Raw genomic sequence first — 18,969 nt, 5'->3', positions numbered from 1 at the left:
GGCGGTCGCGGCGGCCTGCGTTAACCTTGTAGTTGGCAGTTTTAAGGTCCGTCCTTTGCGCGGACCCTGCCCAGCCCCCGCCAACAGCCCAAGGAGAGTGTGTGCCCCGCTCAGCCAGGTCGTCCGCTGACGCCATCAGCGCCCGGCTCCGGGACCTCGAACTCCTCACCAAGGGGCCAGCGTGGGCTTTGACGCGCTCGGCGCCCTGGGTGATCGCGGTGCTGCAGGCGTCCTTCACCCGCACCCGGCCGCAGTTGCCGCTTGAGGAATTCCATGCCGACGTCGACTCCTTCCTTGAGGAGCTTCGCCGCCAGGACCCGGGGCTGGGAGGCGGGGCGAACGGAAAGTCGTTCGGCGACGAGTGGACCCGCCGCCAGTTCCTGACGCGCCGGAACCAGTCGGGCCAGATTGTTTACGAGGTCACGGAGGCGGCCGCGCGGGTGCTCGCGTTCCTGGACAGCCTCTCAAGCGAGCGGTCCACCTTGAACGGTTCCCGGCTGGGCACGCTCCTGGGTGACGTGGAGAAGCTCGCCAACGAAACGAACCCGGACCAGAGTGCCCGCCTCGAGGCCCTCGAGGAGGAAATCGAAGAGCGGCAGCAGCTCATCGAGGACATCAGCAGCGGTGAGTTTGACGGCCTGCTTGACGACGACGAGGCTGTCGAGGCTGCGGGAAACATCCTGGACCTCGCCGCCAGCCTCCCTGCCGACTACAAGAAGATGCGTGACCGGATCGAGGAGTTGGTGGGTGAACTCCGCAACCAGATCATCGAGGAATCGCTGACCAAGGGCGCCACCATGGCCCAGGTGCTGGAAGCGGACAAGCGGCTCCGCCAAAGCCCGGAGGGCAGGACGTTCCGGTCCTTCACCGCCTTCCTGGAGGACCCGCAGCAGCAGCTGAGGTTCCGGTCCGCCATCGGCGAGGTCCTCAGCCGGCAGTTCGCCGACGACCTGTCGCCCGAGGACCGCGAAACACTGAAGAACCTGGTGGCTGAGCTCCGGCAGCAGCACAGCCAGATCCAGCGCATCTACGGCAAGCTCAGCGAGAGCCTCAACACCTACGTCCAGAGCGACGACTTCCGCCAGTCCGTCCGGCTCCGGCAGGTGCTGCGGGAAGCCGAGCAGGCCATCCGGTCCCTCCCGTACGAGCGTGAACGTCCGGGGCTGGTTCCGGGCCCCGTGCTGTTCAATGCAGGGTTCGAGTCGCTGTCCATGGTCAAGCTCTTCGATCCCGATGAATTCGCGGCGCCTCCCCGGCTGGCGGACCCCATCGCGTTCACCGACTCCGACCGGGTGCGCTCGCCGAGGACGGGCAAGGCGCGGCCCCATGTGGTCCGTGCGGCCCTGGCAGGGGCTGCCACGCTCGCGGACGCCTGGCAGCAGGTGCCGCCGGAAGAGCAGCACATCAACACCATCCGCGCCCTGCTGTCCGAGGCCCTGCATGCCGGGGCCGAATTCAACCGCAGTGACTTCGCGGGCCTGGACTTTGAACAGATAGACGGCTCCATCCGCAGGGCCTACCTGCCGGTGGTCACGCTCGCAAAGGATTCCGATGAGTGAAGAGATGACGACGACGGCCGACACGGCGGACGAGCCGGCGGTTGAGGCCGGCGAAGCCCGGGCGGCCTCTATTGCTGGCGTAACCCCGCGGGAGACGTTCGTTGACGGCGCCGCGCTGTTCCCGGGCGACACCGGCGTGCTGCCGATGAAGGTCCGGCAGGCGCTGGTGAAGCTGCTCAAAGGCCCGTACGTGGACGGCGGCCGGGACGAGAAGCTCTGGACCGTCCTGCTGGACAACCAGGTGATCCTGCGCAGCCGCCTGTCCGAACTGTTCCTGGCCCTGCAGCTGGACCATGAGCGGAAGATCGCCGTCCTGCGCCCCGTGGACCCCGAGGTCATCGGCGGCGGTGCACGGTCCAGCATCCTGCGCCAGCAGCGGGCCCTCAGCCGGGTGGAAACCATCGTGCTGCTCCGACTCCGCCTCCTCCTGGACAGGCACGTCACTGCCCAGACCGACCCCACCATCACCCGCGAGGAAATCACGGAGCTGGTGGCGCACTACCAGCCCGCCGGGCAGCAGGACGCCCTCCGCGACTCGGACGTGGTGACCCGGGCCATCACCAAGCTCCTGGCCCGCCAGCTCCTGCTCCCCACCGGCCTGGACGACGTTTACACCATCTCCAACGCCCTCCCCCTGGCCCTGCCGTTCGAAAACATCGGCGACATCCCGGCCCACATCGAGGCCCTGGTAGCCGCCTCGGCGGACCAGTCAGGAACCGAGCCGCTGTTGGACCTGGAGTCCGAGACAGCAGTTGAACCTGCCGACGCCGGGGACGACAACGACGACACGGAGGGCGCCAAATGAGTATCCCGAGCATGCTTCCGCTGGGCGAGGTGACGAACCCGGGACAGATGCGGCTGGCGCTGGTCCAGGTGGTCAACTGGGGGACCTTCCACGGGGCGCACACGATGCATATGGACCGGAACGGGACGCTGCTGACCGGCAACTCGGGGGTGGGAAAGTCCACCCTGTTCGACGCGATGCTGCGGGTGTTCGACGCACGGCCGCGGTCCAATGAGGCGGCTGCCCAGCGTTCGGGGGCCGTTGAGGACAAGCGGACCACGTTTACCTATATGCGCGGCAAGGTGGGGGACAAGGCCGTGGGCGAGGGGTCGGCCAGTGCGTTCCAGCGTCCCGGTGCCACCTGGTCCGCCGTCGCCCTGACGTTCGACAACGCCGCCGGCACCCGGGTGACCGTCTCGGCGCTGTTCGACCTGCCCAAGAACGGCACGGAGTCGAGCGTGGGCCGGTTCTACCTGATCGACAACGTTCCCCTTGATCTTGAAGCCGTGGAGGGGATCGCCGACAAGCGCTTCACCAAGGGCGCGCTTGAGGCCATCTTCCCGCACGCCCAGGTGTTTGACGTCCACAAGGCCTTCGCCGAGCGGTTCCGGCGCCTGCTGGGCATCAGCTCGGACCAGGCACTGCCCCTGCTGCGCGTGATCCAGGCCGGCAAGGGCCTGGGCGGCAGCGTCAACACCTTCTTCCGCGACCAGGTCCTCGACGCGCCCGCGACGCTGGCCGCGGCGGACGACGTGGTGGAGGAGTTCAGCAACCTGATGTCCATCCGGCAGCGGCTGGAAGACGTCCGGCAGCAGCGCGACCAGCTTGCCCCCGTGCCGGGCCTGAACCGGGAGTACGCGCAGTCGCTGCTGGACGCGAACCGGCTCCGCGAACTGGCCGGCGAGGAGTTCGAGGCGTACAAGCAGAAGCTGGCCGTTACCGTGCACCAGAAGACGCTGGCGCGTTTCAAGGAGCTGGCGCAGGCGAAAGCGAAGGAACTCGGCGCCGAGCGCGCGGTCCGGGATGGCCTGGCCAAGGAACTGCGGCAGCTGGAAACCGATTACAACCACCAGGGCGGCAATGCGATCTCCGCGATCGAGCAGTCACTGGAGAACGCCCGGGTTGGCCTGAAGCTGCGCCGGCAGGTGGAGGAGGCGGCGCAGCAGGCACTGGCCGACGCCGGGCTGCAGCTTGAGTGGAGCGCCGCGGGCTGGGAGCAGGCACATGAGCAGGCGGCGGCCCGGTCCGCCGAGCTGAAGGATGATTCGCAGGCCCTGCAGGAGCTGAGGTTCGAGGCGTTCGACGCCCACGCCACCCGGAAACGCGAGCTGGCGGCTGCCGAGCAGGAACTCGTCTCGCTGAAGACGCGCAAATCCCTGCTGCCGCCGTCGAGCATTGAAAACCGCGCCGCCATCGCCGCGGCCACCGGCATCCCCGAGGACCGGATGCCGTTTGCCGGCGAACTCATGGACCTCGCGGAAGGGCAGGAACGGTGGCGCCCCGCCGCCGAGCGCGCACTCCGCAGCCTGGCCACCACCCTGCTGGTCCCGGGCGAGCACTTCGGCACCGTCACCCGGTACCTCAACGACCACAACGTCCGCGGAGCGCTCCGGGCAGTGGACGTCTCCAAGCCGCTGGCCGGCGGTGCGCTCGCCGTGGAGGACGTGCGCGACGGCGACCTGCTCACCAAGCTGGACATCCTCGCCTCCGGCGCGGCTGCTGAGGCGGGCGAATGGGTGCGCGAACGGATTGCCCTGGACTTCGCGTACCCATGCGTGGAGGACCCGGACGAGCTGGCCGTGCTGGACAAGGGCCTGAGCCTGGGCGGCGTGGTCAAGCGCAACCGGCACACCGTGGAGAAGGACGACCGGTTCACCAGCCGGCAGGACTACGTCCTCGGCTTCGACAACGCCGCCAAGCTGGAACTCGTGGCCGGCCAGGTGGAGGACCTCCGGCAGGAAGTGGCCAAGGCCGCGGAGCTGGCGCAAAGCCGCGAGGACTCGCACCAGGGCATGAGCCGGCAGCTGGACGCGCTGCGGCGGATCGCCGAAGACGACCGGACCTGGGAACAGGTGTCTGCCGCCGTTGCTGCGGACGAGCTCGCGCGGATCGAGCAGCGGCTCAAGGATGCCCTGGCCGCGCAGGCCGACCTCGAACCCCTGCGTGCCACCATCGAGGAAGTCCGGCAGAAGCACCAGTCCAGCACCGAGTCCGCCGCAGTCCTGCAAAGCGAATACAAGGCACTCGACCGCCAGCTGACCTCTGCCGATTCCCTCCTGGACGCTGCGCGTGAACGCCTTGCCCAGGCGCCGCCGTCGGACGCCACCGCCGCGGCGCTGGAGCCGTACTTCGCGGAATTCGGCGACGTGACCGAAATGCACGAACTGGACAACCTCGCCAACCGGGTGCGGACCGCACTGCTCGGCGACCTGCACGCGGCCGAATCCCGCGGCCAGGCCACCGCGGAGCGGCTTACCCGCATCTTCGAAGGTTTCGTCCGCGAGTGGGGCAGCGCCATCTCGGCCGACCATGGCACCAGCATCGGTGCCGCCAGCGAGTTTGAAGCCCGTTACCACGCCATCGTCAACGACGGCCTGCCCGCCCAGGAGGCAGAGTTCCGGCAGTTCTTCAACCAGCGCACGCACGAATCGTTCAGCACGCTGCTGCACCTGCTGGACGAGGAACGCCGTTCCATCACCAGCCGCATCCTGCCACTGAACGGCATCCTGTCCCAGGTCAACTTCCACGAGGGCAGCTACCTGGAACTGGACATCAAGCAGACGCTGCCGCCAACGGCCAAACAGTTCAAGGACGCCATCCAGAACGCGCTGAAGGCCCGGCACACCCGGCCGGCCAAGGCAGAGGCGGCCAGGGCGGAGGCCGCGGGCAGGGACGACGACGCGGAACTCACCGCGCGCTACAAGTCCCTGGAAACCCTGGTCAAGCGCCTCGGCTCGCAGGCGCCCGAGGACCGGCGCTGGCGGGCAGAGGTGCTCGACGTCCGGGGACACCTTTTCATCCAGTGCAAGGAGCACCGGGACGTTGCCGTGTCGTCACCCAAGGGGAAATGGGGCGGCAAGAAGACCGAGGTGTTCATGCACGCGGACACCGGCTCCATGTCCGGCGGCGAGCGGCAGCGGTTTACCGCGTTCATCATGGCCGCTGCGCTGAGCTACCAGCTGGGCATCGCCGAGCAGGGCTTTACCACCTACGGCACGGTGATGATGGATGAAGCCTTCGTGCTCGCGTCGGAGGAGTTTGCCGGCGCCGGCATCAAGGCGCTGCACGAGTTCGGGTTCCAGCTGCTGCTGGCCGCGCCGGAGAACGTGATCGACCTGTCCCGGCACTTGGGCTCCGTCACCGAAATCCTTCGCGACCGCCGCACCAACCGCTCCGGTGTGCTCACGGCGCCGGTGATCCGGCCCCGCCAGGGCGAGGAGGGCGCGTGGCGTTCCGAGGCGAACCCGGTGGACATCGTCCTGCGCTGAAAGGCCATATAACAAATTGGTGGATTTACTGCCTCGCCAGTAGCAGCGGCGGTTCCGCTGTGCCACTCTGGGGCCTACCAAATCACCTCGCCTGAGTGATCCCCATAGGTACTGCGGGATGCTGGGTCCGCGCTGTTTCCCGAGAGAACGATGGCGTCCTCTTGAAAGGCACTCCCATGCGCCCGCGGCAATGCATCGGCTTCTCCCTCGCGGCAATGGCCGCAGCAGTGCTGTCCCTCGCAGGCTGTGCGGCAGGCACGCCTCCCGGGAGCGGCGGGGCGTCGACAGCACCTCCCTTTTCGGAACCCCCGGCCAGCGCGCCTCCGTCCATTGTTCCTGCCGCCACCTCCTCTGCAGTGCCGAGTCCCGACGGGGCGGTGACCTACACCTTCCCCGACGGCAGGCTGTCCTTCAGCCACCCGTCGGGCTGGCGGGTGCAGCATGAGCAGGTTTCGGCGTCACCCGCGGTGGACACTGCCACGGTCTATGACGCCGACGGCAATGGGCGGGTCAATATCTATTACAGCCAGATTGGGGACGCCACCGCAGGGCCCGCCAGCAGGTTCGTCCTCGATACCGAGCCGGTCCCGGGCTTGATCGGGCAGTCTGTTCCAACACCCCATTCGTCGTTCTTTGTTGACCACATTGCCGGCGTTGCCCATTACCGGATGGGGCTTACTGCCGGCTTGCCTGTCTCGCCGGATGGGACGTTCCAGCACGGGCTGATCAGGCTGGGCGACCGCATCATGACTGCCGAGGTCCTGTTCGCGGGTCCAGCGTTCGCCACTGACGAGGAGGCGAAAGCGTGGTACTGGGGCAGTGAAGGCCAGACCTTGAAGGCACTGCTGATGAGCTTCACTTACTGCTGAGCGGCACGCCCCCTGCGCCTTACGTGCCCCGCACGCGGGCCAGGAACTGGTCCGTCCGGTCCTGCAGCCCCTGGATCTGGCGCTTCACGACGACGGCCGGGTCCGGGTTGATCTCGTTGGCAGGGGGCTCCTTGCGGACGTTGGCGCAGCACAGGAAGTCCGCGCAGGCGGCCATCCTGCCGCATCCGGCCCTGCCTGTCCAAGGGCAGGCGTCCAAGGTGCGGCCCTGGTGTGCTCTTCGTCACGTAGGAGCTATTACGTGACATAAACCTTGCGTAATAGTCATTTGGGTAGGTTAGCCTTACTTAAGTTCGCCTCACCCACTTAAGGAGCTCCGTGACTTCGCCCCTCTTCCCCGGCCCCATCTCCACCCGCCGCACCCTCTTTTCCTCAGCGGGCAAGGCTGCGGCCGTCCTCGCCGCAGCAGCAATGACGCTGTCGGCCTGCTCCACGGGACCGGCGGCCTCCACTGCTGCCAGTTCCAGCAGCACACAGTTCCCCGTCACCATCGGGCACGTGTTCGGCGAAACCACCATCGAGAAGCAGCCCACGCGGGTAGCCACCGTCTCCTGGGTCAACGACGACGTCGCCATCGCCCTCGGGGTGGTGCCCGTGGGCGTTCCCAAAAATGAGTGGGGCGGCAACGATAAAGGCTCCACCCCCTGGAAGGACGCGGCCCTCGAAAAGCTGGGCGCCGGCTTCGGATCCGCCAAGGCCCCGGTCCAGTACTCAGAGGCCGACGGCATCAATTTCACCGAGATCGCCAAGCTCAGCCCGGACGTCATCCTCGCCGCCTACTCCGGCCTCACCGAAGAGGACTACAGGAAGCTCAGCGAAATAGCCCCGGTTGTCGCCCACCCCGAGGTTGCCTATGGCACCTCCTGGCAGGACTCCACCACCATCATCGGCAAGGCCCTCGGCAAGGAAGCGGAGGCGGCCAAGCTGGTTTCCGATACCGAGGCCACCATCAAGGACAAAGTGGGCAAGTTCCCCCAGATCGAGGGCAAGAGCTTCATCTACGGCAACCTCGAACCTGCCAAGGGTGATGGCGTGAACGTCTACACCGCCAACGACAACCGGCCGCGTTTCCTCAGCGAAATCGGCATGGCGCTGGCCCCGGTGGTTACCGACAACTCCAAGGGCTCCAAGGAGTTCTACATTCCCTGGTCCGCGGAAAAGGCCAACGAACTGCAGTCCGACATCTTCGTGACGTGGGTTCCCGACGCCTCCACCACGGATGCCATCAAGGCCGATCCGCTGCTCAGCCAGATCCCCGCCATCAAGAACGGCGCCCTGGTTGCCGACTCGGACAACACGCTGACCCTTTCCATCTCGGCATCCTCGCCCTTGAGCCTGCCGTGGTCCCTGGATACGTTCCTGCCGCAGCTGGCCAGCGCGGCGGACGCAGTGAAGTAAGCACACCTCCATGACGCAGAGTACGACGACGGCGCGTCCGGCCGTGCCCGCCGGCACCCGGGTGCCGGGCCACGTTCCCAGTGGCCGCACCGGGAGCACCGCTTCCGGAAGGACGCGGGCCGCTTGGCTGACCGCCGCCGTCGTCGTGCTGGCGCTTTTGGCCGGGGCGTCGCTGGCCGTGGGAGCCCGGGACGTTGCCCTTGCCACCGTGTGGCAGGCCCTTGCCGCTTTCGACCCCGCCAACGGAGACCACGCCGTGGTCCATGCCCGGATTCCGCGCACCGTCCTTGGCCTGCTGGTTGGGGGCGCCCTGGGCCTTGCCGGTGCGGCAATGCAGGGTGTAGCCCGCAATCCCCTTGCCGATCCCGGCATCATCGGCGTCAACGCCGGAGCCGCCCTGGCGGTGGTCACAGGAATCTATATCTTCGGCGTGGCAACCTTTTCCGGCTACATCTGGTTCGCGTTCCTCGGCGCTGCCGCTGCCGCCGTCGTCGTGTACCTCATTGCCTCGCTGGGCAGGGAGGGCGCGACCCCGGTGAAGCTGGCCCTGGCTGGAGCGGCCCTCAGCGCCGGACTGTACTCGCTCATGAACGTCATCCTGGTCTCCAGCCAGGACACCCTCGACCGGTTCCGTTTCTGGCAGGTGGGCGGAATCGCCGGGCGAGACTGGTCGGTGATCCTGCCGGCGCTGCCGTTCCTGGCCCTTGGCGCGCTCACCGTGCTGATGGCAGGCCGGATCCTGAACAGCCTGGCCCTGGGGGACGACATGGCCCGCGGGCTTGGCCAGCGCGTCGGCTTCTCCCGCGCCGTTACCGCCCTGGGGATTGTCCTCCTCTGTGGTTCCGCCACCGCACTTGCAGGTCCCATCGGCTTTATCGGCCTGGTCATCCCGCACGCGGTCCGCTTCCTCACCGGCCCCGACTACCGCTGGATCCTTCCTTTCTCCCTGGCGGCTGCACCCGCGCTGCTCCTTGGTGCGGACATCATCGGGCGGGTCGTGCTGCTGCCCGGCGAGGTCCCGGCCGGCATCATGACCGCCCTGGTCGGTGCGCCGGTATTCGTCTGGCTGATCCGCCGCGGGAAGGGGGCCGGCCTGTGAGCCGTACCGCGGTGCTGGCCGCCGGCGCAGTGCTGATGTTCTTCGTGTCCGTCCTGCTGGGCAGCTACACCGTGACCATCCCCGACTTCTTCACGATCGTCGCCAACCACGTGGCGGGCGGCCCCAAAATCCCCGGTGCGAGCTTCATCGTGATGGAGAACAAGCTTCCCCGGGCAGTCCTTGGGACCATGATCGGGATTGCCTTCGGCCTGGCCGGTGCCCTTTTCCAGACAATGCTCCGCAACCCGCTGGCCAGCCCGGACGTCATCGGCATCAGTTACGGTGCCAGCGCCGCGGCGGTCATGGCCATCGTCATCTTCGGCGCCACCGGGGCCGCCGTTTCAGGCGCGGCCATGGCCGGCGCCCTGGCGGTGGCGGCCCTGATCTATGCGATATCCAGCGGCGGGGCGCTGCGCGGAACCGCCCGCGGGAACGCCGCCGGCAACAGGCTCGTCCTGGCCGGCGTGGGCGTCGCGGCCGCGCTGCAGGCCGTGGTCAGTTTCCTGATGACGCGCGCGGACATCCGGACTGCAGCCGACGCCTTGGTCTGGCTCAACGGGTCCCTGAACTCCGCCAACTGGGACCGCGCCGGCGTCCTGCTCCTCGCGCTCGGGGTCCTGCTTCCCGCCGCCGCCGTGATCGCCGGGCCGCTGCGCATCCTGGAACTGGGCGACGACACCGCGGCCAGCCTGGGCATCCGGGTCAACGGCACCCGCCTCGCCCTGGTCGCCGTCGCCGTTACCCTTGCGGCGGTGGCGACGGCGGCCGCCGGGCCGGTCTCGTTCGTCGCCTTCCTGGCCGGGCCCATTGCCCGCCGCTTCACCCGGAAAGCCAGCCTGCCGGCGTCGGCCCTGACGGGTGCCCTGATTGTCCTTGCGGCGGACTTCTTCGCCGCGAACGTTGCCCCCTTGCTGCTGGGCGGCACAGTGCTGCCGGTCGGCGTCATTACCGGCGCGCTCGGCGCCCCCTTCCTGCTGTGGCTGCTGGTCACGGCCAACCGAAAGGATGCCTGACGTGGCAGTTCTGACCGCCAAGGACCTGACGCTGAAATACGACCAGCGCTGCGTGGTGGAGGGCCTCAACACCCAAATCCCCGAAGGCCGCGTGACCATGATCGTGGGCGCCAACGCCTGCGGAAAATCGACCCTGCTCCGCGGCCTGTCGCGGCTCCTCAAGCCCGCCGGGGGCGCGGTAACCCTCGACGGCAGGGACATCCACTCGCGGCCGGCACGCGAACTCGCCCGCACCCTGGGCTTGCTGCCGCAGCACCCCACCGCGCCGGACGGCATCACCGTTCGGGACCTCGTGGGCCGCGGCCGGTACCCGCACCAGGGCCTGTTCCGAAGCTGGAGCGAAAAAGACGACGCCGCGGTGCACCGCGCGCTGGAAGCCACCGAAACGCTGGACCTCGCCGGGCGCGACGTTGACGAACTCTCCGGCGGCCAGCGGCAGCGCGTGTGGATCGCCATGGCTCTGGCCCAGGAAACCGATGTCCTGCTGCTCGATGAACCCACCACCTACCTGGACCTCGCGCACCAGGTGGAGGTCCTGGACCTCGTCACGGATCTAAACCGCAAACGCGGCACCACCGTGGCCATCGTGCTGCATGACCTCAACCTCGCGGCACGCTATGCAGACCACGTGATCGCCATGAAAGGCGGCGCCGTGGTGGCTGCGGGCCCGCCCGGCCAGGTGGTCACCGAAGACCTCGTCCGCCGCGTCTTCAACCTTGACTCCCGGGTCATCCCGGATCCCGTGTCCGGAACACCCCTGATCATTCCCATCGGCCGCCACCACGTCCCCGCCACCGAACTGGAGCTCGTTTCATGAAGACCCGGGAAACCACTGCCGCTGAACCCATGACCACCGAACCCATGACCCTGGCGTTCGACGTCACTGTGACCTCGGTCCGGGAGCTGAGCCCGAACTTCCGCAGGATCACCTTCGGCGGCTACTCGCTGCGGGATTTCGGGGTGCACGGCGACACCCTGGACCTGCGCGTCAAACTGATGATCCCTTCCCTCGCGGAAGACGGCTCCGCGCTGCCGCTGCCGGTCTTCGAAATGGCCTCCTCCGGCTGGTACCGGGAATGGCTGGCCATGGATCCGGCCGTCCGCGGTTCCATGCGCACCTACACCGTCCGCCAGGCCCGGCTTGATGCCGTGTACCCGGAGATCGACGTGGATTTCGTCATGCACTTTGACGGCCGCGGAAACGGCGGCCCGGCAGCGAACTGGGCGTTGAGCGCCCAACCCGGCGATGCCATCACCATCATCGGGCCCAACAACAGGGCCGCGCATTGCGTCACCGCCGAAACGTACTCGGGCATCGAATGGCGTCCCGGGCTGGCGCAGCGCATCCTGCTCGCCGGCGATGAGACAGCAGTCCCGGCCATCTCCGCCATCCTCGAAAGCCTGCCGCCGTACATGAGCGGGCACGCCTTCCTGGAAGTCCCCGAAGCAGGCGACTTCCAGGAACTGACCTCGCCCGCTGACATCGAAATCACCTGGCTTGCCCGGGGCGCCTCGCTCGGACGCGGCCGCCGCCACGGCCAGCTGCTGCAGGAAGCCGTGCGCACCGCGGTTCCCGTGCCGGGCTGGGTTGGCATCAAGGCGGCCAACGGCGGTGCGGGCCCCGAGCCCGAGGACGTCAACGTGGACGAGGACATCCTCTGGGAGACGCCCGCCCGGATGGAAGCCGCCGATATCCAGGCCACCAAAAACCCCGAAAAGCCCGCCGGAGCGCTGCCCTTCTATGCTTGGATCGCGGGCGAGGCCGGGGTCATCAAGGACCTGCGGCGCTACCTGGTGCGGGACGTCGGGATCGACCGGAAGCAGGTGGCCTTCATGGGGTACTGGCGACAGGGCAAAGCCGAAGGCTAGGTCTCCCACTGTTCATCCCGCCGTCGCCCTTGCTTTTCCCTGGCCCGTTAGTTTGGGGCCGTGCCCTCTGTTCCCTTGCTTCCTGAGTCCGGGCGGCGGGTGTTTGTTGCCCTTGGCGACTCTTTTACCGAAGGCGTGGGGGACCGGGACGAGCGCCTGCCCAACGGGGTGCGCGGGTGGGCCGACCGTGTCGCGGAGAAGCTGGCCAAGGCGCAGCCGGGCTGGAAGTACGCGAACCTGGCGATCAGGAGCAAGCGGCTGCGGCATATCATCGACGAACAGCTGGAACCTGCGCTGCAGATGAAGCCCGCCCTGATCACGCTTTACGCCGGCGGCAACGACATCCTCGACCTTAAAACGGACATGGCGGCGCTGATGGTGGACTACGAAAAGCTCGTTGCGCGTCTCGCTGGAACAGGCGCCACGTTGGTCCTGTTCACGGGATTCGACGTCAAGGTCTCGGCACTGCTGGAGCCGTTGAAGAAACGCAACGCTTTTTACAACCAGCAGGTCCGGGCCATCGCGGAGAAATACGGAGCCGTGCTGGTGGACTACTGGTGCCTGGACGCCTTCCATGACCGGCGGATGTGGGACTCGGACCGGCTCCACATGTCCAAGGCGGGCCACAAGTACCTGGCCGGCCAGGTCCTGGACCAGCTGGGGGTGCCGCACAAGATCCGGCCCAAGGACTGGGAACCACCGCAGCGGATCGGCCTGCGCGAGTGGGAGCGGCGCCAGCGGCGCTGGGTCCATGACTGGGTCCTGCCGCTGTTCGGCCGCAAGCTCCGCGGTGTGACGCTGGGGGACACCCTCACCCCGCGCTGGCCCCAGCCGGTGAAGGTCCCGCGGAAAGGCGGGCTGAAGAAGCTGGCCGCAGGAACGTACGACGGCGGCCGGGTGCCTTAGGGGGCAGGCTGCGGCGGGGTGTCCAGCAGGTTTTCAAACCCCGGGGCTACACGGCCGGCATGGAACTCCAGTACCTCAAAGTCGGCAACCCCGTTGCTGTAGAACGGGTCCTGCTTGATGCTCGCATCCAGGGTGGCACGGTCAGCCTGGGAGAGCAGCAAGCCTCCGGTGCGGGGGATCTTACGGCCCGCGGCGATGAACACGCCATCGTCGAATGCCTTCTGCAGCCAGGCTATGTGGGCGTCGTTATGGAAGTCCACGATGTCCTGGGGCACGCGGTAGGTCAGGGAGACAACATACATGCAGCCAGCCTACCGGCGGCGAACCGGCTGCTTGAAAGATCAATCGTAGAATAAGGCCCATGACCGAACCCCGGTGGCTCAACGCCGACGAACGCCGAGCCTGGCTGGCCCTGGTCAGCATCAATACCCTGCTGCCCGCAGCCCTGGACACCAGACTGCATGCAGCGGGCAAGCTGTCACTCTTCGACTACACCGTCCTGGCCATGCTGTCCGAGGCTGAGGGCCGGTTCCTGCCCATGAGTGAACTGGCCGCGCGCAGCAGCGCCTCCCTGTCGCGGCTCTCGCACGTGGTGACCAAGCTGCAGAAGCGCGGCTGGGTCGAACGCCGCCCGCACCCCTCCGATGCGCGGGTCACCACCGCCCATCTGACTGAGGAAGGGATGGCAACCATCGTCGGGCTGGCGCCGGTACACGTGGAGGACGTCCGCAACCTGTTCCTTGACGCCCTGACGGAGCAGGATGTGCTGGACCTGGCACGGATCGGCGAAAAAGTGGTGGGCCGCCTGGACAGGGACCACTGGATCCTCCGGGAAACCCAGGCCTGACCGGAGGACATGCCGGGCGATTGGTTGCTCCCGGCAACGGATGGCAAACTAACCGCATGGATTTCACTTCCCGCTTTGTGGCCCTGGGCGACTCCTTCACCGAAGGCGTCGGCGACGACGACCCCGCGCGTCCCAACGGCGTCCGCGGCTGGGCGGACCGCGTCGCGGAGCAGCTCAGTGCCGCTGATCCCGGTTTCGCGTACGCCAACCTCGCGATCCGCGGCAGGAAGCTCCGCCAGATCCTGGCTGAACAGGTGGATGCCGCCGTCGCGCTTGAGCCCACGCTGGTGAGCATCTACGCGGGCGCCAATGACATCCTCCGCCCCCGCGTGGACATCGACGACCTGCTCGTGGAGTACAACGACGCCGTCGCCAAGCTCGCTGCCACCGGCGCAACGGTTGTCATGTTCACCGGCTTCGACGCGCGCGGCTCCAAGGTCTTCGGCACCATGCGCGGCCGGACGGCGATTTACAACGAGCTGGTCCGGGGGATCGCCGGTGACCACGGGGCGCTGCTGGTGGACTATTGGCGCTTCAGCGAGTACTACGACTGGGGCATGTGGGCACATGACCGGATGCACATGTCCGCTGCCGGCCACGCCAACATGGCCAAACGCGTCCTCGAGGTACTTAAATATGACCACTCGATCGACATCCCGCCCATGACGCCGGTCCCCGAACTCAGCCGGGCTGAGGCCATCCGCGCCAACGCCCAGTGGTTCCGCGAGTACGCGGCGCCCTGGGTGGTCCGGCGTGTCACCGGCAAGTCGTCCGGGGACAACCTGCAGCCGAAGTACCCGCAGCTCACCCGCCTGTAGCAGGAGCTCCCGCGGCTGTCCGTCCCGCGTGCTTCAGTCCCGCGTGCTTCAGGAGGGCTGGAATCCCGGGGTGGCCAGCATGGAGCCGTCCGGGCGGATGGCCAGCACGGCAACATCCCAGTTGCCTGCGGCCAGGTTCAGCATGCGGGTCCCACCGGCAACGATCGCGGTGGCCAGCACGTCCGCGGTGACGATATCCAAGGCTGCCACGGTCACCTGGACAAATTCGCCCTCGTTTCCCACCCGCCAGATGTGCTCACCGCGTTCAGCAGAGCCCGAGGTGGCGATCGCCCTGTGCCTGCTGTCGCGGCCCAGCGCGTAGCCGGTAATAAGGGTGCGGCGGTCGGCAGGATCCACAATGCCGGCTTTCCACGGCTCACTGCTGCCGGGCTCCGGTGAGCCACTGACCAGGACGTCGCCCCCGGCATTGAGGCACCAGTCCCCGCGGCCCAGGGCCAGGAGCGAGGTTCCGGCCTCGCGGATGGCATGGCCCTTGATGATCCCCGACAGGTCCAGCACGCCGTCCGGCCTTTCCGGGGTGAAGGCACCTTCGGTCAGCAGCCGCCACTCATGCGCCTCGGCATACCGCTCGCGCATCTGTGCCGAGGCTTGCGGAAGCTTCAGTTCCCCGCGGGCCAGCCTGCTCGCTTCGGAGTCCGGGCGGTAGAGGCTGAACGTTTCGTCCAGGTCCCGGAACAGGCGTTCGACGACGGCGGTGGCGGCAGCGAGTTCATCCAACCCGCTCTGCCCTTCCGTGGGGCAGTCCACTGGCATGGTGAGGCCGATGACCGTCCCCATGCACTCAAAGGTGCGGGCCTTGAGGACGGAGGCTTTGCGGGCGGACGTGCCGGTGGCCGTTTGCGGGTCAGAGGTTCGCTGCATCGATGGCCGCCTGGAGCGAGGCCAAGTAGGCGCTGCTGGTGATGGTGGCGCCGCTGACGGTCTGGACATGTGCCGACTGTGCCGCCAGGACCTTGCTGCGAAGCAGGGGAACCGCGCGGTTGCTGATCTGGATGGACTTGCCGTCCGTGTTGGTGAGCTGGAGGGCCGTGACATCGGTGATCTTCCCGTTCGCCACCGTGATCTGGACCTGCACGGGACCGAACCGGGTCTGAACGGTGTTGCCCTTGTAGGTCCCGGAGGCGGAGGAGTTCGAGGACCCGGTAGAACCCGACGAACCGGAGGAACCGGAGGAGCTGGACGAACCTGACGTGCCCGTTGACCCCGAGGAACCTGACCCGGACGAACCTGTACCGGTCGAACCCGTGGTGCCTGCCGCCGTCGTGCTTGAAGCGACGGTGCTGATGCCGCCTGCCTGTGTGCCGGTCTGCCAGCCCGCCAGGAGGATCCCGGCGGATGCCAGGGCCGCTGCAATTGTTCCGCGTATTTTCACCAGTCAAACCTTTCGTGATGGATCTGTTCCGCAGGGACGCCGGCTTTCCCGGCATCCGCTATGACGTTGGCCGCCCAGACCGCCGGTCCGCACACATAGACGTCCGCCTCCGCGATGTCGGGCACATAGGACGTGAGGGTGTAGCCGTTCCGCGCGGCATCCTCGGGAAGCCAGGTGGACTTGGTGCGTGACCGCTGTCCCGTGAGGTGGAAGAGCCGGACGCCCCGGGACTGGCAGAGGTCGAGGATCTCGCTGCCGAGGTACAGCTCCTGGTCTGTGTGGCCACGGAGCAGGACGGTTGCCTCACCCGGAGCAAAGGGCGTGGTTTCCAGTAGCGCCCGCAGGGGTGTGATGCCGATGCCCGCGCCGATCATCACCACCTTGTTCTTCGTCCTGGCAGCCGTGCTGAGCAGGCCGTATGGGCCTTCCAGCGCCACCTTGGTGCCCTTCCGCAGTTTGAGCAGCTGGGCGGAGCCGTTGCCAAGGTTGCGGACCGTGACCCGCAGTGTCCCCTGGCCGTCCGGACCGTTGAAGACGGGCTCCGCGGACAGGCTGAACGGGTGGGGATGCCACCAAATGCCCGACGCCAGGAAGCGCCAGATGAAGAAGCGCCCGCCCGTCCCTGCCAGCTGGTCCAGCTTCCGGCCCCTCATCACGATGTTCACTACGCCCGGCGCCACTGCCTCCACGCGGGCCACGGTCAGCTGGTGCCGTGCCGTGGCGAGCACCGGCTCCAGGATCCGGAAGTACGCCAGGGCGGTGCCGGTATAGATGCAGATGGCCAGCCAGTACCAGCGCTGCCAGGTGCCCGCGGCAAAAAGGCCGCCCACGCTGAACTGGTGGGGGATCGAGGTGGCAACGGCGGCATAGGTCAGGAGGTGGACCACATACCAGAACTCGTAGGGAAAGCGACGGCGGACAGCCACCAGGGACGTGACGACGACGGCGATGAACAGCGCCATGGAAACGAACGCCAGCCACATGTCGGGCACCTGGACCCAGAGGTTGATGGACTCGCTGACCGGGTCCAGCCCCTCGGCCATGCCGTACCCGATGACGAGCAGCAACCCGTGTGCCAGCAGCAGGTAGAGGGAGGGCTTGCCCAGTTTGCCGTGGAACTCCAGGGCGCGGTCGTGGCCGATGGTGCGGTCGATGAAGGGGATCCTTGCCGCAAGGAGCAGCATGAGCAGGACCAGGTCCATGCCTGCCAGGCCGGCCACGATGCCGGCCGCCGTGAAGGCCGCGGCCGCCGAAGTGATGGCGGCAGCACCGCCGTCGCCCAGCCACAGGGCGATTGCGGCGGCGACCGACGCCCAGGCAATGACCGTGAGGAGATCCAAGCGCAGCATGCGCTGCCGGTATTGGCGATCAAACCAGCCACGCGCTGGCCTTGTCCTCGGTGAAAGCTCCGGGCGGCCGGAGCTGCTTGCGGCCGGTGACGCCGGCAGGAGCTGTGTGTTCATGCCTCAAAGATCCGCCCGGAAGCTTTCGATTTCCTGTGAGGAGGGGCGGACTCTTGCTGTGACCTTTCGGCAGTGCTTATACACCCGTGGTGGTCCCGATTGGTCTTTAATTGCGTCAACTCGTAGACTTGGTAGGCGCTAAGTGCGCGGAGCGTGCGCAATTGCTCCGGTTGCCCGGTATTTTTCTCCAGGGTGGCCGGTAGTTAGGGGCTCAAGTTGCGTAACTAACCGTTGCCCGTACATTCTGTGGGTCGCCCTTAGCAGCATGGTCCAGCAGCAGATATGCGGATCATTACTTTCAATTCTTGAGGAGAAGTCATGGCAGCACACTGCCAAGTGACCGGGGCCGAGCCGGGCTTTGGGCACAGCATTTCGCACTCGCACCGCCGCAACAAGCGCCGGTTCGATCCGAACATCCAGAAGAAGCGCTACTGGGTTCCGTCCCTGCGCCGTAACGTCACGCTGCAGGTCTCTGCACGTGGCATCAAGACCATCGACGTTCGCGGCATCGACGCAGTCGTCGCCGACATTCTGGCTCGTGGGGTGAAGCTCTAGTGGCTAAGGACAAGGACGTACGTCCGATCATCAAGCTCAAGTCGACCGCGGGCACGGGTTACACCTACGTAACCCGCAAGAACCGTCGTAACGACCCGGACCGCATGGTCCTGAAGAAGTACGACCCCAAGATCCGCCAGCACGTCGAATTCCGAGAGGAGCGCTAAACATGGCTAAGAAGTCCAAGATTGCTCGCAACGAGCAGCGCAAGGTCATCGTTGAGCGTTACGCTGCCAAGCGCCTCGAACTGAAGAAGACCCTGGTTGACGAAAACGCAACCGACGAAGCACGCGAAGCAGCCCGTCTGGGCCTGCAGAAGCTGCCCCGCAACGCGTCCCCGATCCGTCTGCGTAACCGCGACATCATCGACGGCCGTCCCCGCGGTACCTTCCAGAAGTTCGGTATCTCCCGTGTCCGCTTCCGCGACATGGCCCACAAGGGCGAACTCCCGGGCATCACCAAGTCTTCCTGGTAATCAGCCCTGCTGATTCCAGCTGCTTGAAAGAGCCGGCAACCTCACGGTTGCCGGTTCTTTGCGTTTATCGCCCTTTAGCAGGATCGCTGGTCCTGCTGGTTGCGGGGTGCCAGCGGCTGTGGCGCAGCACACGGAGGGGAATGACGACGGCGGGGGCCGGCGAAGTGCCCAGATGACCGGTTCTGCCCCGCGATTCCGGGGGTTTCGCGGCCCTGGGGAGGGGATTTGCGGCCGCCCCCGAGTGGGTGTATTGTTTTCTAAGTCGCCGCGAGGGAGACAGCGAAGAGCTGCTAACCCGGGCGGCCAAAACCCCACAAAACAAGCCAAAATCTGGTAGCTCTTTAGGGCGCTGGAAAGTGGCGGGGGCGGTCCTCCTGCCGGTATGAATCCTGAAAGACGGATTTGCATCGGGGCG

The 18,969-nt window shown here is 66.9% G+C and carries 19 protein-coding genes and 1 pseudogene; 15 read left to right on the top strand and 5 right to left on the bottom strand.

The window, feature by feature from the left end; all coding sequences use genetic code 11:
- Positions 1-101: 101 nt before the first annotated feature.
- The 4 genes from AC3IMC_RS14600 (at position 102) to AC3IMC_RS14585 (ending at position 6,700) form a co-directional block, all read left to right on the top strand.
- Positions 102-1,559 (top strand): DUF3375 family protein, encoded by a 1,458-nt coding sequence (locus AC3IMC_RS14600; protein WP_490919260.1) that lies wholly within the window; start codon positions 102-104, stop codon positions 1,557-1,559.
- On the top strand, positions 1,552-2,364 hold the full coding sequence (locus AC3IMC_RS14595; RefSeq protein ID WP_490919259.1) for a DUF4194 domain-containing protein: 813 nt from the start codon (positions 1,552-1,554) through the stop codon (positions 2,362-2,364). The genes AC3IMC_RS14600 and AC3IMC_RS14595 overlap by 8 nt, the downstream gene beginning before the upstream one ends.
- Positions 2,361-5,831 carry an ATP-binding protein gene (locus AC3IMC_RS14590; protein WP_490919258.1) on the top strand — a complete coding sequence of 1,157 codons (3,471 nt, stop codon included), beginning with the start codon at positions 2,361-2,363 and terminating at the stop codon, positions 5,829-5,831. The genes AC3IMC_RS14595 and AC3IMC_RS14590 overlap by 4 nt, the downstream gene beginning before the upstream one ends.
- A 176-nt stretch (positions 5,832-6,007) precedes the next feature.
- Positions 6,008-6,700: a hypothetical protein gene (locus AC3IMC_RS14585; RefSeq protein WP_490919257.1), complete on the top strand. Its 693-nt coding sequence runs from the start codon at positions 6,008-6,010 to the stop codon at positions 6,698-6,700.
- A gap of 19 nt (positions 6,701-6,719) precedes the next feature.
- Here the strand turns inward: AC3IMC_RS14585 and AC3IMC_RS14580 are convergent.
- Positions 6,720-6,866: pseudogene (locus AC3IMC_RS14580) on the bottom strand (FBP domain-containing protein); the annotation flags it as partial.
- A 170-nt stretch (positions 6,867-7,036) separates the two neighbouring features.
- Here AC3IMC_RS14580 and AC3IMC_RS14575 point away from each other — a divergent pair.
- Genes AC3IMC_RS14575 through AC3IMC_RS14550 form a run of 6 tightly spaced genes read left to right on the top strand, consistent with a single transcriptional unit; the run spans position 7,037 to position 13,003 of the window.
- A complete protein-coding gene (locus tag AC3IMC_RS14575) occupies positions 7,037-8,116 on the top strand; it encodes an iron-siderophore ABC transporter substrate-binding protein (RefSeq protein ID WP_490919255.1) in 1,080 nt (359 codons plus the stop codon).
- 10 nt (positions 8,117-8,126) lie between these two features.
- Complete coding sequence (locus AC3IMC_RS14570) at positions 8,127-9,215, top strand: FecCD family ABC transporter permease (protein ID WP_490919254.1); 1,089 nt, start codon at positions 8,127-8,129, stop codon at positions 9,213-9,215.
- A gap of 35 nt (positions 9,216-9,250) precedes the next feature.
- Positions 9,251-10,228 carry a FecCD family ABC transporter permease gene (locus AC3IMC_RS14565; RefSeq protein WP_490919428.1) on the top strand — a complete coding sequence of 326 codons (978 nt, stop codon included), beginning with the start codon at positions 9,251-9,253 and terminating at the stop codon, positions 10,226-10,228.
- Between the two features lies 1 nt (position 10,229).
- Positions 10,230-11,045: an ABC transporter ATP-binding protein gene (locus tag AC3IMC_RS14560; RefSeq protein ID WP_490919252.1), complete on the top strand. Its 816-nt coding sequence runs from the start codon at positions 10,230-10,232 to the stop codon at positions 11,043-11,045.
- Positions 11,042-12,097: a siderophore-interacting protein gene (locus tag AC3IMC_RS14555; protein WP_490919251.1), complete on the top strand. Its 1,056-nt coding sequence runs from the start codon at positions 11,042-11,044 to the stop codon at positions 12,095-12,097. The genes AC3IMC_RS14560 and AC3IMC_RS14555 overlap by 4 nt, the downstream gene beginning before the upstream one ends.
- 60 nt (positions 12,098-12,157) lie before the next feature.
- Complete coding sequence (locus tag AC3IMC_RS14550; RefSeq protein ID WP_490919249.1) at positions 12,158-13,003, top strand: SGNH/GDSL hydrolase family protein; 846 nt, start codon at positions 12,158-12,160, stop codon at positions 13,001-13,003.
- Here AC3IMC_RS14550 and AC3IMC_RS14545 read toward each other — a convergent pair.
- Positions 13,000-13,305: a YciI family protein gene (locus tag AC3IMC_RS14545; RefSeq protein WP_490919248.1), complete on the bottom strand. Its 306-nt coding sequence runs from the start codon at positions 13,303-13,305 to the stop codon at positions 13,000-13,002. The two genes, AC3IMC_RS14550 and AC3IMC_RS14545, sit on opposite strands and share 4 nt — an antisense overlap.
- A 59-nt stretch (positions 13,306-13,364) precedes the next feature.
- Here AC3IMC_RS14545 and AC3IMC_RS14540 point away from each other — a divergent pair, with 59 nt between their 5' ends.
- Both AC3IMC_RS14540 and AC3IMC_RS14535 read left to right on the top strand, forming a co-directional pair.
- Positions 13,365-13,850 (top strand): MarR family winged helix-turn-helix transcriptional regulator, encoded by a 486-nt coding sequence (locus AC3IMC_RS14540; RefSeq protein WP_490919247.1) that lies wholly within the window; start codon positions 13,365-13,367, stop codon positions 13,848-13,850.
- A 56-nt stretch (positions 13,851-13,906) separates the two neighbouring features.
- Positions 13,907-14,668: an SGNH/GDSL hydrolase family protein gene (locus tag AC3IMC_RS14535; RefSeq protein ID WP_490919246.1), complete on the top strand. Its 762-nt coding sequence runs from the start codon at positions 13,907-13,909 to the stop codon at positions 14,666-14,668.
- Positions 14,669-14,716: 48 nt separating this feature from the next.
- On the opposite strand, the gene AC3IMC_RS14530 is transcribed toward AC3IMC_RS14535, so the two are convergent.
- The 3 genes from AC3IMC_RS14530 to AC3IMC_RS14520 are packed head-to-tail and all read right to left on the bottom strand — an operon-like array spanning position 14,717 to position 17,524.
- A complete protein-coding gene (locus tag AC3IMC_RS14530) occupies positions 14,717-15,550 on the bottom strand; it encodes an FAD:protein FMN transferase (protein ID WP_490919245.1) in 834 nt (277 codons plus the stop codon).
- Positions 15,534-16,061 (bottom strand): FMN-binding protein, encoded by a 528-nt coding sequence (locus AC3IMC_RS14525; protein WP_490919244.1) that lies wholly within the window; start codon positions 16,059-16,061, stop codon positions 15,534-15,536. Before AC3IMC_RS14525 ends, AC3IMC_RS14530 begins: the two co-directional genes overlap by 17 nt.
- Complete coding sequence (locus AC3IMC_RS14520) at positions 16,058-17,524, bottom strand: ferredoxin reductase family protein (protein WP_490919243.1); 1,467 nt, start codon at positions 17,522-17,524, stop codon at positions 16,058-16,060. Before AC3IMC_RS14520 ends, AC3IMC_RS14525 begins: the two co-directional genes overlap by 4 nt.
- Positions 17,525-17,842: 318 nt before the next feature.
- Here AC3IMC_RS14520 and rpmB point away from each other — a divergent pair, with 318 nt between their 5' ends.
- Genes rpmB through rpsN form a run of 3 tightly spaced genes read left to right on the top strand, consistent with a single transcriptional unit; the run spans position 17,843 to position 18,554 of the window.
- On the top strand, positions 17,843-18,079 hold the full coding sequence (rpmB, locus tag AC3IMC_RS14515) for a 50S ribosomal protein L28 (protein ID WP_018763944.1): 237 nt from the start codon (positions 17,843-17,845) through the stop codon (positions 18,077-18,079).
- Entirely contained in the window at positions 18,079-18,246 is a 168-nt protein-coding gene (gene rpmG / locus AC3IMC_RS14510) for a 50S ribosomal protein L33 (protein ID WP_013602737.1), read from the top strand. Before rpmB ends, rpmG begins: the two co-directional genes overlap by 1 nt.
- A 2-nt stretch (positions 18,247-18,248) precedes the next feature.
- Positions 18,249-18,554: a 30S ribosomal protein S14 gene (rpsN, locus tag AC3IMC_RS14505; RefSeq protein WP_009358853.1), complete on the top strand. Its 306-nt coding sequence runs from the start codon at positions 18,249-18,251 to the stop codon at positions 18,552-18,554.
- Positions 18,555-18,969 lie beyond the last annotated feature (415 nt).

It is taken from the genome of Arthrobacter sp. E70 (assembly GCF_058266945.1).
The sequence above is the reverse complement of the archived record's forward strand: the minus strand, read 5'-3'. Positions and strand labels throughout refer to the sequence as shown.

Coding starts and splice junctions, on each gene's coding strand:
- AC3IMC_RS14565 (WP_490919428.1), top strand. CDS start 9,251: ATGTTCTTCGTGTCCGTCCTGCTGGGCAGCTACACCGTGACCATCCCC.
- rpsN (WP_009358853.1), top strand. CDS start 18,249: ATGGCTAAGAAGTCCAAGATTGCTCGCAACGAGCAGCGCAAGGTCATC.
- AC3IMC_RS14535 (WP_490919246.1), top strand. CDS start 13,907: ATGGATTTCACTTCCCGCTTTGTGGCCCTGGGCGACTCCTTCACCGAA.
- rpmB (WP_018763944.1), top strand. CDS start 17,843: ATGGCAGCACACTGCCAAGTGACCGGGGCCGAGCCGGGCTTTGGGCAC.
- AC3IMC_RS14570 (WP_490919254.1), top strand. CDS start 8,127: ATGACGCAGAGTACGACGACGGCGCGTCCGGCCGTGCCCGCCGGCACC.
- AC3IMC_RS14595 (WP_490919259.1), top strand. CDS start 1,552: ATGAGTGAAGAGATGACGACGACGGCCGACACGGCGGACGAGCCGGCG.
- AC3IMC_RS14540 (WP_490919247.1), top strand. CDS start 13,365: ATGACCGAACCCCGGTGGCTCAACGCCGACGAACGCCGAGCCTGGCTG.
- AC3IMC_RS14530 (WP_490919245.1), bottom strand. CDS start 15,550: ATGCAGCGAACCTCTGACCCGCAAACGGCCACCGGCACGTCCGCCCGC.
- AC3IMC_RS14520 (WP_490919243.1), bottom strand. CDS start 17,524: ATGAACACACAGCTCCTGCCGGCGTCACCGGCCGCAAGCAGCTCCGGC.
- AC3IMC_RS14545 (WP_490919248.1), bottom strand. CDS start 13,305: ATGTATGTTGTCTCCCTGACCTACCGCGTGCCCCAGGACATCGTGGAC.
- AC3IMC_RS14555 (WP_490919251.1), top strand. CDS start 11,042: ATGAAGACCCGGGAAACCACTGCCGCTGAACCCATGACCACCGAACCC.
- AC3IMC_RS14585 (WP_490919257.1), top strand. CDS start 6,008: ATGCGCCCGCGGCAATGCATCGGCTTCTCCCTCGCGGCAATGGCCGCA.
- AC3IMC_RS14590 (WP_490919258.1), top strand. CDS start 2,361: ATGAGTATCCCGAGCATGCTTCCGCTGGGCGAGGTGACGAACCCGGGA.